The 13080-nt window shown below is 62.7% G+C and carries 16 protein-coding genes; 8 read left to right on the top strand and 8 right to left on the bottom strand.

Annotated elements, in window-relative coordinates; translation table 11 throughout:
- Positions 1 to 28: 28 nt before the first annotated feature.
- The 7 genes from J0A91_RS18940 to J0A91_RS18910 all read right to left on the bottom strand — a co-directional run bounded on the left by J0A91_RS18940 (position 29) and on the right by J0A91_RS18910 (position 4746).
- A complete protein-coding gene (locus tag J0A91_RS18940) occupies positions 29 to 1348 on the bottom strand; it encodes a TraB/VirB10 family protein (RefSeq protein ID WP_069206200.1) in 1320 nt (439 codons plus the stop codon).
- Positions 1345 to 2130: a type-F conjugative transfer system secretin TraK gene (locus J0A91_RS18935; protein ID WP_069206199.1), complete on the bottom strand. Its 786-nt coding sequence runs from the start codon at positions 2128 to 2130 to the stop codon at positions 1345 to 1347. The genes J0A91_RS18940 and J0A91_RS18935 overlap by 4 nt, the downstream gene beginning before the upstream one ends.
- Positions 2114 to 2752, bottom strand: a complete 639-nt coding sequence (locus J0A91_RS18930) for a TraE/TraK family type IV conjugative transfer system protein (protein WP_069206198.1) — start codon at positions 2750 to 2752, stop codon at positions 2114 to 2116. The genes J0A91_RS18935 and J0A91_RS18930 overlap by 17 nt, the downstream gene beginning before the upstream one ends.
- A gap of 8 nt (positions 2753 to 2760) precedes the next feature.
- Positions 2761 to 3027 (bottom strand): type IV conjugative transfer system protein TraL, encoded by a 267-nt coding sequence (locus tag J0A91_RS18925; RefSeq protein ID WP_069206197.1) that lies wholly within the window; start codon positions 3025 to 3027, stop codon positions 2761 to 2763.
- Between the two features lie 112 nt (positions 3028 to 3139).
- On the bottom strand, positions 3140 to 3454 hold the full coding sequence (locus J0A91_RS18920; protein ID WP_069206196.1) for a hypothetical protein: 315 nt from the start codon (positions 3452 to 3454) through the stop codon (positions 3140 to 3142).
- A 211-nt stretch (positions 3455 to 3665) separates the two neighbouring features.
- Positions 3666 to 4481, bottom strand: coding sequence for a DsbC family protein (locus tag J0A91_RS18915; protein WP_069207487.1), 816 nt, complete (start codon positions 4479 to 4481; stop codon positions 3666 to 3668).
- On the bottom strand, positions 4468 to 4746 hold the full coding sequence (locus J0A91_RS18910) for a hypothetical protein (protein ID WP_069206195.1): 279 nt from the start codon (positions 4744 to 4746) through the stop codon (positions 4468 to 4470). The genes J0A91_RS18915 and J0A91_RS18910 overlap by 14 nt, the downstream gene beginning before the upstream one ends.
- 367 nt (positions 4747 to 5113) lie before the next feature.
- On the opposite strand from J0A91_RS18910, the gene J0A91_RS18905 reads away from it, so the two are divergent.
- The 5 genes from J0A91_RS18905 (at position 5114) to J0A91_RS18885 (ending at position 7782) form a co-directional block, all read left to right on the top strand.
- Entirely contained in the window at positions 5114 to 5542 is a 429-nt protein-coding gene (locus tag J0A91_RS18905; protein ID WP_240502307.1) for a hypothetical protein, read from the top strand.
- A gap of 113 nt (positions 5543 to 5655) precedes the next feature.
- Entirely contained in the window at positions 5656 to 6141 is a 486-nt protein-coding gene (locus J0A91_RS18900) for a helix-turn-helix domain-containing protein (protein WP_083224779.1), read from the top strand.
- A 250-nt stretch (positions 6142 to 6391) separates the two neighbouring features.
- Complete coding sequence (locus J0A91_RS18895) at positions 6392 to 6895, top strand: RNA polymerase sigma factor (protein ID WP_069206192.1); 504 nt, start codon at positions 6392 to 6394, stop codon at positions 6893 to 6895.
- 90 nt (positions 6896 to 6985) lie between these two features.
- Positions 6986 to 7582, top strand: a complete 597-nt coding sequence (locus tag J0A91_RS25265) for a FecR family protein (RefSeq protein ID WP_083224778.1) — start codon at positions 6986 to 6988, stop codon at positions 7580 to 7582.
- Complete coding sequence (locus J0A91_RS18885) at positions 7582 to 7782, top strand: hypothetical protein (RefSeq protein WP_083224777.1); 201 nt, start codon at positions 7582 to 7584, stop codon at positions 7780 to 7782. The genes J0A91_RS25265 and J0A91_RS18885 overlap by 1 nt, the downstream gene beginning before the upstream one ends.
- Positions 7783 to 7909: 127 nt before the next feature.
- On the opposite strand, the gene J0A91_RS18880 is transcribed toward J0A91_RS18885, so the two are convergent.
- On the bottom strand, positions 7910 to 8179 hold the full coding sequence (locus J0A91_RS18880) for an HU family DNA-binding protein (RefSeq protein ID WP_069206190.1): 270 nt from the start codon (positions 8177 to 8179) through the stop codon (positions 7910 to 7912).
- A 276-nt stretch (positions 8180 to 8455) separates the two neighbouring features.
- Between J0A91_RS18880 and J0A91_RS18875 the strand changes: the two genes are divergently transcribed.
- Genes J0A91_RS18875 through J0A91_RS18865 form a run of 3 tightly spaced genes read left to right on the top strand, consistent with a single transcriptional unit; the run spans position 8456 to position 12950 of the window.
- Positions 8456 to 9925: a TolC family protein gene (locus J0A91_RS18875; protein ID WP_240502081.1), complete on the top strand. Its 1470-nt coding sequence runs from the start codon at positions 8456 to 8458 to the stop codon at positions 9923 to 9925.
- Positions 9922 to 11649 carry a type I secretion system permease/ATPase gene (locus tag J0A91_RS18870; RefSeq protein ID WP_069206188.1) on the top strand — a complete coding sequence of 576 codons (1728 nt, stop codon included), beginning with the start codon at positions 9922 to 9924 and terminating at the stop codon, positions 11647 to 11649. The genes J0A91_RS18875 and J0A91_RS18870 overlap by 4 nt, the downstream gene beginning before the upstream one ends.
- Positions 11646 to 12950 carry an HlyD family type I secretion periplasmic adaptor subunit gene (locus tag J0A91_RS18865; protein ID WP_240502080.1) on the top strand — a complete coding sequence of 435 codons (1305 nt, stop codon included), beginning with the start codon at positions 11646 to 11648 and terminating at the stop codon, positions 12948 to 12950. The genes J0A91_RS18870 and J0A91_RS18865 overlap by 4 nt, the downstream gene beginning before the upstream one ends.
- Positions 12951 to 13080 lie beyond the last annotated feature (130 nt).

The following is a 13080-nucleotide window of genomic DNA, read 5'->3' as shown; positions in this document are numbered from 1 at the left end:
TCTCCAGGGCGTGGGTGAAGCGAGCGCATCAGAACTTGCTCCCCGCTGTCGGCTTGATCTCGAGCGTGACACCTTCCTGGATGACGACGACCACATCCTTGGCAGCGCCGACCTCGACGATGGGCCCCGCCTGACGCGCAAGATCGAGATAGAAGTCGGTGAGCTTGTCGGACGATTTCGACAGGCCGCCGGCGATCCCGGTCTTGGCGGCATCGCCCGCATCGAGCGTGCGAACGGTGCCCAGGGCCGATGTCGATGTCTCCCCGAAGGTGTTCTCGACAGTCTGGCTGATCCCGCTGATCGTTCCCGCTATGAAGGCGCGAGCCAGGCTGGCGCCCGCCCGTGTTACAACCTTGCCGCTCAATCCCTTCTTGCCGTCGGTGTCGACGAAGAAGCCCTTGACCGGCTGATCGACCACCGAGCGCTCGTCAAAGTCGACGCAGGACAACGAGACCAGCTGGATCTCCACGCGCTCCTTGGCCAGGCTTCCCGTGGCATTGCCGATCACGAAGCAGCCCGAGAGGTTCGCCTTCACGTCATTGGGAAGCACGGCGGGTGCCTGTACGCGAGCGATCAACGGCTCGGGATTGCTCGTCGCGTCCCGGCTCGCCAGCGCGTCGATCCCCGTCAGCAGACGCGCTTTCATGAAACCAGGCGGCAAATAGATCGTCCGGTTCTTTTTTTTCGAGTCGGCCGCCGCACCGTCAGCGCCGCGCGGCACGATCGGCGTAGTGGCGGCGCCGATCGAGCCGACGACCTTTTCCACCGGCGGTGCGGGCGGTGCGGGGGGCGCTGTCGGAACCGAGGGCGGCGGCGGAAGACCGCCCCCGTCAGAGCCGTCGGGCGCAGGTGGATAGTCGGGGACGGAGCCGGGCAGGGCGGGCGGAAGCGGACCGCCATCACCCTCTCTGCTTGCGCCCGTCGCACCGCTGCCGGGGATGACCTTGCCTTCCTCGATCGCCGTGACCCGGTCGCCGAGCAAGGATTGGCCGTCGAGGATCTTCTTCAAATCGCCGCGGAGTTTGAGTTCGAGGCTGTCGCCGCGCAGGCCGGCGCCCATGTCCAGCTTGGACGCGGAAGGTGCGGTCGCTACGGGTTCGCCGCCGCCCGTGCTCGCGGTGTATAGCCCGTAGCCCAAGAGCGCGATCCCGCCCGCCAGCGCCGCGCGCTTGGCTCTCAGCTTGCCGGTGGAACTCAGGCTTGCCCAGCGCGCCTTGAGGTCGAGCAGCGCAGGTCCACGCTCTGTTGCGTCGTCCTGATCCGCGGCCGCCGCCAGATGTGCCTGATAAGCGCTCGGTTCGTCGGCCCCCAACGGCACGGCGGGCGGATCCTGATCCCCGCCGCTCATTGGACCGCTCCGCGGCGAATGACGATCAGGCGCGCCGTATCACCGGGTTGCAGCGAGACGCGATCGAGTGTGACCGCGAAGATGTTGGCGCCCAGCGCCCGGTCGAGGAACGCACGCTCCTCAAGCGTCGTGGCAGACGCCGCGCTGACGAGATATTCGGAAGCAGAGAGCCCGGCGCCCTCGATCTCGACCCGCCGCCGCTCGGTCAGCTTTGCGCTCGGCAGGGCGGCAACGGCGAAGCTGTCGATGCGCGGTGCCACTTCCGCGAAGCTCGCCGGAACACGGTCCTGGAGCAGCGAGAGCGTGATGGAGACGGCGCGTTCCTCCTCCACCAGCGGACCCAGCAGTTCTTCATTGGCCCGCGCGCGCTGCGTCGAGCCGGGAACCAGTGTCACGGTCTGCGCGGGGATATCCGACGGTTCCGCGTAAAGGGGATAGACCGCGCCGTTGCAGCTGACGAAGAACTCCGAGGGCGTCGTCACGAACGTGCGCGTCGAAATGCCGGCGTCCTCGACCTCCTTGACCAGGAACTTGATCCAGGCATCCGAACCGGCGCGCTCGACGGCGATGGCCTTCTCGGCGGAAAATTTGACGTCGTCGATCTCGCCGCCGACGCAGATGATGTGATTGACGTCGTGATTGGAGAGACGGATGCTGCTGGTCTGGTCGGGCAGCGCGACGATCGGCTGAGCGGACACGGGGGCAGCCGGCGCGATCGCCAGTGCCACCAATATCGCGCCGGGCATGGCGCGCACGGCGGTTCGTCTACCGAAGCTCGGCATCGAAGTTCTCCTCGGAAAGGCGGGTGAGCCAGAAACGGCCGTTCTCGATCGCGTACCCGATGCGCAGATTGCCGCGGAATTTGCGGATCACGCCGCCGATCACGCGGACCTTCTCGACGGGGACGAGGATCTCGCTAGCCGAATAGGTGACCGGCTGATCCGGCCGGATGTAGGTGGCGATCGACAGCGTCGGGTTGTTCGACAACTCGTCCAGGATCGCGTTCAGATTGTCGCGAATTCCGTTGAAAGCGGACGGGTGGACGATGCTCAGCAGCTCCTGGAACTGCCGGTCGGCCGAATAGGCGGAATAGGTGCCCGCCAGCGACACGACGTTGCGGGTCATGGTCCGCATGTAGCCGGCCGAGGGGGAATTGCCGGTGACGTAGAGATCGCCGCTCGATCCGAAGGGCACGATGACCGTGCGCTGATTCTGGTTCGAGGTGTAGATCACCATGCCTAGCACCGCGGTCACGCCGAACAGGCCGACGATCGCGAACTTCAGCAGGCGGTTTTCCTCGAACAGGTTCGACGAGCCCTGGAGATAGCGGTGGATTCCCCAGCTTGCCGGCTTGCCGAGCAAGGGGTCGCTCTGTTGGCGTCCCGAGGATTTGAGAAAGGACATCGTCGACCTCACTCGTAGAACCGGGTCTGCGTGGGACCCGGATAGTGGCGGAAGCGCACGAGGCCCCAGCGCCAGGCGAGATGCGGGATGAAGCCCCGCGCCTTGGTCCGCTTCCAGGGGATGAAAAGGAGAAGAGCACCGATGAGCGCCCAGCCGATCACTCCGCCGACGATCACGGCGACGAAGACGGTCGACACGACCAGAATGAACTCGTCCGATCCGAACCAGAGGATCTGAACCGGGCCGTGCAGATACTGGGGCAGACGCTCATCCAATGCCCTTCTCCTCCTGCTGCTCACGTCCTCGCGAAGCGGGGGCGTCATTTCCGGGGCGGTCGCCCCGGCTCGGGGGCCGGTGCCGGCAAGGGCCGGCGCCGGCCGATAGGTGTCAGATCACCATTCCGAAGGTCTGGAGGATGGTGTCTGCTTTGATGAGGCAGACCGCGGCGACGATGGTCGGGATGCCGATCATGACGTTCGAGAAGAGCCGCGAGACGCCGAACAGGAAGGCCGCGACACCGGCCACGAAGCCGAGCGGACCCTTGACGCCCTTGTTCACCACGATGTCGTAGATGTCGTAGCCAAGGTCGCCAGCGGCGGGTGCCGTGAACGCATGGGCGCCGCCGCTCGCCATCGCGAAAAGCGCCAGGGGGACGCCGATATTCGCGATGCCGACCACATTTTTTCCGATTTTCTTCAACATATGCTGCACTCCAAGCATGGGAGCCGTCCGCGAGTGATGCCTGCCGACCCCGAGGGACCTCGTTGGCGGCCGACGGCAGTGGTGGACGGCTCCCTCGAGCCGCCGCCGCCGGCATTCCGGTCCTCGTGCGGGAGCGGGCGCGAAGCGCTCGCTCGCCGGCAGTTCGAGGTCCGCCAGATGGGAAAGCGGGACATCGCGCCCCGCCGGTTGTTCATTTGTCGCCACGGGACGGGGCCACCTTGCTGGCAAGGAACTCCTCGAGTTCGGCTTGCTGGAAACCGGAAATCAGCTTCCCGTCGACAAAGAGGGTGGGGGTGCCGCCAATGCCAACCTGGCGCACAATCTCGGCGTCACCCTCGACCTTGGCGTGCCCGGGCGTGCATTTGCGCAGTTCCTTGGGCTCCGCGCCGGAATAGACCGCCTTGAAGGCCTCGGCCTTGTCCGGTGAACAGAGGATATGCTCGGCCTTCGCAGCGGCCTGCGGATGGATGCCGCTGACGAAATAGACGAGGCGGCGGACCGGCTTGCCCTCGGCCGCCTTCGCGAGCCAGAACCTCTCAAGCGCCCGGCAATAGGGGCAATCCGGATCGGTGAACTCGATGACGGTCGGCGCGCCCTCGGGACCGATCGCCAGGGCCTTCGCCGGATCGATCACGGCCAGCCGTTTGCGGGCGCTCTTGTCTTGCGTCAGCGCCGTGACGTTGACGCCATTCTTGTCGTAAACGGCGGCGAAGAGGATGTGCTCGCTTTCCGGCGCGAAATAGATGACGCGTCCGCCTGCGACGGCCTGGTAGATCGGCCCTTTGACCGGAGCAGGTCCAAAATCCTCGAACTGAAGATTGGTGAATGTCTGCTGCAGTTGCTTCTGGGCCTGCACAGCTTCGGCGGTCAGAATCCTGACCTCGGCGTCGCCTTCGCTCGCCGTTTGTGTGCTTGCAGCTTGCGCCCCGGCGGGCGCGGATCCCAACAGCGCGGCCAGCGATAAAAGGGCGGTGAATGCCGCCTTGGGGCGGTTAGATGCGCGCATCGCCATTGTCCTTTCCATTCGATTTCTTTTCGAGAAGCTCCCGGTCGATCCTCACCGCGCCGCCCAGGGGGATGAGCGACGGCTGGCGCGGCGACGGGGTCTCAGCTGCCGGCTTGACCTGCGCGATGACGAATCCTGCGGCTGTCTGGACGATCGCCTGCAGCACCACTTCGGGAGCCTTCGGTTCGGCTGACTTTCGCATCGCCCGGGTTTCGGCCGGCAACGCGTCCGCCATGCAAAGATGAGGAAGCAGCAGCACCGCCATCGATGTCCGAACCTGTCGCACCGGGATTCCCCCTTCTGAATGAAGCGCTTGCGCGCACTGCCGGCGGCTCTTGGCATCGCCATGCCTCGATCAAGGCATGGTGGGCAGGCCGTCCTGCGTCTGGGGCTGGAATGATGTGTTTCACTTGCCGCGCACAAGCGAGGAGCTAAAGGAGTGGCGATCGCGCCACCCTAGTCGTCAAAGCGCCACTGAAATGCGATTATCGCCACTGATTTGGCGCTCGCAGAGATGAGCCGCGGGTGATCGGACGGCGTTCACACAATATGCGGAGCAGGAAGCAGCGATGATTCGTGGTGGGAGAAGTTCGAGGACCTTCAGGCTCAGGCTTTCACCGGCTGGCGTGGAGATGTTCCTTGATTGTCACCATCGCCTCGGCTGCCTCGTCAGCGAGATGCTTCCCTTCGGAACGACATTATACTGCGCTCTGCTGTATCTCGATCGGGTCGAGGTGACGTTTGTCGTGGATGACCTTCAAACATTGCCGCGATCAGGATTGAGTGGAGATCGCGACTGCTTTGTCGGGGCTCCGGCGAGCCTCGCCGATGTGCTGACCAGAATTGCCGACCGCGTCGAGGCAGTGCCGGCGCGGCCCAAACTCGCGGCGCTCGGCACAAGGATCTGCGTGGTTGCGCTGAAACGCTTTCGGTTGGCGCCGGTGAACCTCGTTCTCGAAGCCTATGATCAGTTGCTTTCCGACGCCGGCGACAATCTCAAGATCGCGAAAGGCGGACGCGGGCAACGCGACATTTTCAAACCAGGACAAGAAGATCGGTAAGATTAATGTTGCAAGAATGGGTCGTTTCTCAGTTGACCTAACTGTGTGTGATACATCATTTTCTGATGGTCGTGCTGGCCGTGGCGGGCTCAGAGTGCAGTCAGGAGTAGGAGATGGCGCATCAAAGCGTAGACTCCGGATCCGGCGCGTCTCCGCTCGGCTTGATGAAGCAAATGGCGGGAAGACGCATCGAAGACGAACGGAGACGGATTGGCGTGAGCCAACGGCGACTCGCCCTGCGCGCTGGATTTAGCGTGAGCTGGGTGCGTGAGATCGAGTCGGGAAATCCGAAGGTCCGCATCGACGATCATCTGCGCTGCTTCGAAGCGCTCGATATTTCGCAGAGCTACATCCTCATACCGATGATCTTCAATGCTGGCGGGCGGTTCTTCCCGCCCCAGCTGCTCGTGGGAGATATCCGCCATATGGAGGCGAGGCTTCTCGATTTTCTGGTGGAGGAAAACCTGACCTACATTCGCACACTCCTGGATGCGAGCCGGGCAACGAGCGCCAGCCAAAGTGAGGGTGACGGCCGATCTGGCGGCGGCGGGGAACTCCATAGAACGCAGATCGATGACACCGAGTCGGATCGACCGTAACGGCGGCGATCCGCCCAACGCTCGACCTATTGTGGGCCGGCATCTCGAGACGGGCGCCATCCCGTTGCAAATACGCACTTTCGTTGCACTGAACCTTGCATGGCGCTAAATATGGCCCGGCCAGGACGCGTTAGGTCCCGTTCCGGCCACCAACGGGGAACGATCCTTAACCGGTCAACCGGCGCTCTCTCGTTATTGCAAATCATTCGCAAATCAATTATCGGGGCCGAGTTGCTGGAAAGAGCGAAGCATGCCCTCGAACGCTGCCGTCTTGTCGCGATTGATCGCCACCGAACAGCGCCCGCTGCGGCGGATGTTCGCGCGCATGGTTGATCGCGAGAATCTGGAGGACACGCTGCAGATGCTGTGGCTCCGGGTCCAGCGGGTCGAGGACCATCCGCCGATCAACGACAAGCTGGCATTTCTCTACTATCTCGCCCGCAACGTGGCACTCGACCAGGGCCGAGCGGAGGCCCGCCGCAAGCGCCTCAACGCGGAGATTGAGAGCATCGTCTGGGGCGCGGACTATGTACCGCCCATCGACGAGGTGGTGATCGCAAAAGACGAACTCGCCCGGGTGCTTGCCGCCGCGGAAGCGATGCCCGAACCGACACGGACGATCTTCTTCCTCAATCGCATCGAGAATGTTCCCCAGCGTGATATCGCGGTCAGGCTCGGTGTATCGCGAACGACGGTCGAAAAGCATATGGGCCGGGCGCTCGCGACACTTGGCGATGCGCTCGCGGAACGCTAGGAGAATCCGGACCCAAGGTTAGGCAACAGGCTTCATCATTCGCCATAGGATTGAGGGTCTGGAGTCGCCTTGACCCTACCGGATTGCGTGATGGCCGCTTCTTTGGACAGGTACGAGCAGAAACTGACCGACGAGGCGAGGCGTTGGGTTGTCCGGCTGACCTCGGGCGGTATGACTGAATTTGAGATGTCCCGATTTCGCAACTGGGTGGCTGATTGCGATCATGAGCGGGTGCTCCGCCGCGAGATGACGGCGTGGCGGAAACTCGGTCAGCTCGGGGATTTCCTGGAGAGTACGATTTGTCTCCCATCCCCAGTTGAACTCGCCCGTAAACGCGTTCGTAGATGGCGAGTCAGCGGTCTCGCGGTCGCTGCAGGGTTGGCGGTAATCCTCGCGACCCCATCGCTTCTACTGCATGCCCGTGCGGATCAAATCGCGCACGCGTCCATTGAGCGACTGACCCTTCCGGACGGCTCTAGTGTCGTTCTCGATGCCGGGGCGGCGATAGCGGTTCGGTATGCCGAAAGTGAGCGCAAGGTCGAACTATTGCGGGGGCGCGCATGGTTCGAGGTGAAGCACGACAAAAATCTGCCTTTTAGAGTTTCGGCCCGTCCTTGTGCTCGACGCCCTGCCGCTCGCTCGACGGCAGTCAAGTCTGCATCCATGACTGTCTGCAGATCAAGCTGATGGATCGACCTTATGTTCGCCCGGACCTCAGCCGCGGGGGCGATTCCGGTTCATGGCTGATCGCACGGGGGATCACCGGGCTCCATTGGGCGGGCCTCCTGACGGGTGGCGATGTTGATCGCGCTGGCATCGTTCCCGCGCGCCGGATCGTCGATCGAATCGAGAACCAGTTGAGCCTTTCGGTGCTGGCGTACGTCTAGCCAATATGGCTCAACGGCAAATCAGATCGATGGCTCGGCCACGACGACAGACCCGATTAGGTATTGGTCGCCTGTCGTGGCTGTTACAGCGTCGGCGCCGACGAGTGGCCCTGCCGGTGCTCCGTTCTCAGAGCTTGTCTTTTAGCCCCTTTGCGGCGGCGAACGACACCTTCTTCGACGCCGCGATGGTCATCGCCTCACCAGTCGCCGGATTGCGGCCCTGACGCTCGGGTCGATCCCTGACGGAAAACTTGCCGAAGCCGGGGATCGCTATTTCTTCGCCCTTGGCGGCCGCAGCGGCAATCTGATCGAACACGGCCGTTATCGCAGACTTGGCGTTCGCTTCGCTTGTGCTCATCGCCGCAGCGGCACCTTTTGCCAGTTCACCGATATTCATACAGACGATACTCCCATACAATAGGTCAACCCTACTTATGATCGGCCCTGATACAAGTGCGACAGGCGGGAATGGGTGTTTTCGGCCAAATCGGGGAACCTAGCTTTCCGCCGATCATCAATTGGCCACGGGTGCCATGGCATGCTCCCCATCACGCGATGCTTCAGCCATAATGGACGTAATTGATGGGTTCATTGGATTCGTTAGCCAATCAATAGGTTTACCTGGGTTAGTGCAGGGAGTAGCAGGCCATTGGGGTGTTCGGGGGCGAACGGTGTGCATTTTTCCGGCATAAGTTTCGGTAGCGGCAAGGAAAAGCGAGCTGGTGACGAGAACGGAATTTCAGGCAATTTAGCCTTTGTCCTTGCCCTCTGCACGATGAGCCCTGCTGCAGTTCGCGCGCAGTCTGTTTCCCTTCCACCACCCAATCCCCGCCCGATAAGCTCGGCGACCCTTGCCGATCCGATATTGGAGATTGCAGAGCGAAGTGTTCCAGCCTCGCTGTTCCGTCCCGAAATCGAAAGCGCAGTGCTCAATCATCCATCCCTGCAAGAAGCCCGCGCGGGCGAGGCCGAAGCGGCGGCTGCACGACGGCAAACAAGGGCAGGGCTGTTTCCCACAGTAGATATCACGCTCAACAGCAACCGGTCGATCGCGCGTGATTTTTCCAACGATCCGGACAATGTCGTCGAGCGTTCGCGGGCATTGGGTCGGACCGATGCCACCCTCACCCTGCAACAGAATGTGTTGGATTTCGGCGCGACCTCGAGCCGGATTGTCGCGGGCAATGCGCGGGTCCGGGCCGCGAAGGCAGGCACCAGCGCCTCGGCCGACGATATCGCATTGCGGGCGATCAGCATCTGGTATGAGGTCTATGCCCAGCGGGTGCTCGAAAAAGTCGCCAGCGCCTTCGTCCTGAGCCAACAGCGCCTGCGCCATGCCGTCGAGCGGCGGATAGAACAGGGTGTTTCCGCTCCGGGGGATCTGGCGCGGATCGATAGCTATATCGCGAGCGCCAACATCCGACTGGCATCCTACCGACGCGGGCGGCTAGGCGCGGAAGCGCAATATGCGCAAATCATGGGCCACCCAGCCCCCGTTGAACTGATGCGCGCGCCCGACGTGTCGCCCGCTTCGATCAGCTCGGAGGATTTCGCCGGCCTCGTGGATGCCGTTCCGGCGGTGAAAATGGCGGAGGCGCAAGCGGCAGCGGCGCGGCATGATGCAAGGGCGGCCCGCGCAGAGAAACTCCCCACCGTGTCCGCCGGGATCGATGCGGGGCGCTATGGTCTCTTCGAAAACAGGCAGGATTATGACGTGCGCGGCCGTATTACCCTGCGCGCCCGACTTTCGGCGGGAATCACGGCACGGGAAGACCAGGCTTCCGCCCGCGCGCATGCGGCGGAAGCACGGGCCGCACGGATCAGAGAGGAAGCGCTACGCGATGCGACCATCGCCTTTTCCGACACTCGCGCGCTCGAAGATCAGTTTGTCGCCGTCGCTGCCAACTATGTCGCGAGCCGGGACGCGAGGGATGTCCTTGCCGAACGGTTCCGCATCGCGCGCGGCACTCTGTTCGACGTCCTGGCGGCAGAAGACAGCTATTTCAGCGCTGCCGCAAGCTATGTGCAGACGTTGCTTGAAAGGGATGTCGCCAAATACGCCCTTCTCTCGCGAACGGGCCGACTGCTCCCGTATCTTGGCATCACGATCGAAGACGAACACGGCTCGGGGGGCCAGCCATGAGTTATGATGTGCCGATAGTCGCCCCCAAACAGCGCTTCGCGCCCTGGCTGCTGGAGCCCATGCGGCGCAACAAGGCGATTTACCTCAAGGTCGCGCTGGCCGCCACGACCATCAATCTGTTGGGCCTCGTCAGTTCGCTCTTCACGATGACTGTCTATGACCGGGTGGTGCCGAACAATGCCACTTCCTCGCTGATCGGCCTTTCGATCGGCCTTGGCATCGTGATCATATTCGATTTCATCCTGCGCCTGCTGCGCGCCTATTTCGTCGATGTCGCCGGCGCGCAGATCGACCACGAGGTCGGCGAGACGCTGTTCGCCAAGCTGCTCGCCATCCGCCTCGACAAGCGCAAAGGGTCCACCGGGTCTCTGACGGGCATCATGCGGGAGTTGGAGACGCTGCGCGATTTCTTCGCGTCTGCGACTATCACGGCGATCGTCGATGTCCCGTTCATCGTCATCACGCTCGCGCTGATCGCCGTGATCGGCGGACCTGTCGTGCTGGTTCCGCTCGCTATGGTCCCTCTCGTAGTCCTGGTCGGCGTCCTCACGCATCCCGCCATGGATCGCCTTTCCGCGCGAAGCATGGGCGACGGCCTGCTCAAGCAATCGGTTCTGGTCGAGACCATCGGCAGCCTGGAAACCGTGAAGGCGTCGGGCGCCGGGGGAATGCTGGCCAACCGGTGGCGCAAGGCTGTCAATCAGCATGCCGACAGCTCGCTCGGGCAAAGGCTGATCTCCACCATCGCGGTGACAACCGCCACCAGCGCCAACACCATGTCCTATGCGGGCGTTGTCATCGTCGGTGTAGGGCTGTTGCAGGCGAACGAAATCACCATGGGCGGCCTGATGGCCTGTTCGATCCTGTCGGGACGCGCGGTCGCGCCTTTGGGGCAGATAGCGACCCTGCTTTCGAGGATGACCGCAACCCGCACAGCCTATCGCCAGATCAACGGCCTCATGGATTCGCCAAGCGAAGGTCCGCCAGGAGAAGCGCTCGTTCCGACCGCCTTCCAGGGTCGGGTCGAATTGCGCAATCTCTCGTTCCGCTATCCCGGTGCCCCCGAAAAAACACTGGAGGGCATCAATCTCAAGATCGAGGCGGGGGAACGGGTGGCGCTGATCGGGCGCGTGGGGTCCGGGAAATCCACGATCGCACGCCTCCTGCTCGGGTTATATGAGCCGGAGGATGGTCTCGTGCTCATCGACGGCACCGATGTCCGGCAATTCGACACCGCCAGGCTTCGGGCACTGATGGGCGCGGCTTTGCAGGATAATATCCTGTTCGCCGGAACCGTCCGCGAGAATATCTGCCTTGAGCGATCTGGCATCGATCAGGAAGAAATGCTCCGTGTCGCCGATCTTGCCGGCACGCATCGTTTCATGGGACAGATCGCCAACGGATATGATCTCAGGCTCACGGATCGCGGAGAAGGGCTTTCGGGCGGTCAGCGCCAGTCCATCTCTTTGGCGCGCGCTTTGGCTGGCAAGCCGCAGATACTGGTGTTCGATGAACCCACAAGCGCGATGGATGCGCAAACCGAAGCGACATTGATCGAAAGACTGCAAGGCGAACTGCAGGGGCGCACCGTCATCCTCATCACGCATCGGCCCAGCCTCCTGCGACTGGTCGATCGCGTCCTTGTCGTCGAGGGCGGGCGCATTGCTGCAGACGGGCCGCGCGAAGATGTGATGCAGCGGATGGCGAAAGGCAAGGCGGCGTGAGCGACGGGGCACTGATCGAGGATCGCGCCATTCGTATCCGCCCGAAGGCGGCCTCCAATCTTCTGCTATGGACTGTCCTCGCCTTGCTCGCCATCGCGTTCGCCTGGGCCGCGCTGACCGAGATCGACCGCACCGTGCGGGGGCAGGGCAAGGTCATTCCCAGCTCGCAGCTCCAGATCATTTCCAACCTCGAAGGCGGTGTGGTCGAGGCCATATTGGTGCGAACCGGACAGGTGGTGAAGCTGGGCGCGCCGCTCCTTCGCCTCAATCCGATCCAGTCCGGCGCGGACCTCGAAAGCGGCCAGGCGACGCACGACGCCCTGCTACTCAAGATAGCGCGACTGGAGGCGGAAATCGCCGGCCATGAGCCTCGCTTTCCTCCCACATCCAATCCAGCGCTCGCCAACCAACTCGCGGCCGAGCAGTTGTTACATCGATCGCGGATCGCCGACCTCACCAGTCTTCTGCGCGCCAGCGAGGCGCGGGTCAGCCAGGCCGAACGGGCGATTGCGGAGGCACAGGCGGCACAGGCCTCGCGTCTTTCGGCGCGCGAGGCCGCGCGTACCGAACTGGAAATGATACGGCCGCTAGTGCGAGAGGGCATCGAACCTAGACTTACGCTGGTCCAGGCAGAGAACGCCGCCGCAATCGCGGCGAGCGATGCCGCGGGTGCGGCCGCGACACTGGCGCGTGCCCGTTCTTCGCTGGCGGAAGCCCGTGCCAGCGCCTCTCAACAGCATCAGGACTGGAAAGCACGCGCTGCGGACGAACTGACCGTAGCGCGTGCCGAACTGAACAGTCGCAGCGCAGCGCTTCCAGCGCTCACCGACAAAGTGCAGCGGACGACGGTGCGCGCACCCTTGGCGGGGCGCATAAACCGTGTGCTGGTGACGACGGTGGGCGGAAGTGTCCGGCCAGGTGATCCCCTTCTGGAAATGGTGCCCAGCGACGAAAGCCTGCTCATCGAAGCCATGGTTTTGCCCAAGGACATTGCCTCGGTTAAACTGGGACAGAAAGCCAGGGTCAATATCTCGGCCTATGATAGCGCTGTCTATGGCTCGCTGTGGGGACGCGTGGTTTCGGTTTCCCCTGATGCCGTCGTCAACGAGCGCACGGGCGATAGTCACTATCTTGTCAGGGTCCGGACTGACGGCGACGCCATTATCGATCGCGCTGGACGCAAGCTGCCGATCGGTTCCGGCATGGGCGCGGATGTCAGTCTCATCGGCGACAAACGAACTGTTCTTTCCTACATCCTGACACCAATTACCCGACTTCAGGATGAAGCATTCCACGAGTAATATTCTGGTGGAAACACTTCAGCAACATTGCCAGATCGATTGAACCATTCTGGACTTTTATTTCAAAGTTTAAAGCAAGTTAAGATTGATTCGCAGAAAAGGATCGCGCATCCTTGGCCACGAATCTTGC

It is taken from the genome of Sphingomonas panacis, assembly GCF_001717955.1.
GTDB classification, from domain to species: domain Bacteria; phylum Pseudomonadota; class Alphaproteobacteria; order Sphingomonadales; family Sphingomonadaceae; genus Sphingomonas; species Sphingomonas panacis.
Note: the sequence above shows the minus strand (reverse complement) of the source record. Positions and strands in the feature narration are given on the sequence as shown.

Excerpts from the sequence above, each read along its gene's own strand:
- J0A91_RS18920 (WP_069206196.1), bottom strand. The coding sequence starts at position 3,454 with ATGTTGAAGAAAATCGGAAAAAATGTGGTCGGCATCGCGAATATCGGC.
- J0A91_RS18910 (WP_069206195.1), bottom strand. The coding sequence starts at position 4,746 with ATGGCGGTGCTGCTGCTTCCTCATCTTTGCATGGCGGACGCGTTGCCG.
- J0A91_RS18900 (WP_083224779.1), top strand. The coding sequence starts at position 5,656 with ATGGCGCATCAAAGCGTAGACTCCGGATCCGGCGCGTCTCCGCTCGGC.
- J0A91_RS25265 (WP_083224778.1), top strand. The coding sequence starts at position 6,986 with ATGGCCGCTTCTTTGGACAGGTACGAGCAGAAACTGACCGACGAGGCG.
- J0A91_RS18915 (WP_069207487.1), bottom strand. The coding sequence starts at position 4,481 with ATGCGCGCATCTAACCGCCCCAAGGCGGCATTCACCGCCCTTTTATCG.
- J0A91_RS18940 (WP_069206200.1), bottom strand. The coding sequence starts at position 1,348 with ATGAGCGGCGGGGATCAGGATCCGCCCGCCGTGCCGTTGGGGGCCGAC.
- J0A91_RS18930 (WP_069206198.1), bottom strand. The coding sequence starts at position 2,752 with ATGTCCTTTCTCAAATCCTCGGGACGCCAACAGAGCGACCCCTTGCTC.
- J0A91_RS18880 (WP_069206190.1), bottom strand. The coding sequence starts at position 8,179 with ATGAATATCGGTGAACTGGCAAAAGGTGCCGCTGCGGCGATGAGCACA.
- J0A91_RS18935 (WP_069206199.1), bottom strand. The coding sequence starts at position 2,130 with ATGCCGAGCTTCGGTAGACGAACCGCCGTGCGCGCCATGCCCGGCGCG.
- J0A91_RS18870 (WP_069206188.1), top strand. The coding sequence starts at position 9,922 with ATGAGTTATGATGTGCCGATAGTCGCCCCCAAACAGCGCTTCGCGCCC.
- J0A91_RS18905 (WP_240502307.1), top strand. The coding sequence starts at position 5,114 with ATGTTCCTTGATTGTCACCATCGCCTCGGCTGCCTCGTCAGCGAGATG.
- J0A91_RS18885 (WP_083224777.1), top strand. The coding sequence starts at position 7,582 with ATGGATCGACCTTATGTTCGCCCGGACCTCAGCCGCGGGGGCGATTCC.
- J0A91_RS18895 (WP_069206192.1), top strand. The coding sequence starts at position 6,392 with ATGCCCTCGAACGCTGCCGTCTTGTCGCGATTGATCGCCACCGAACAG.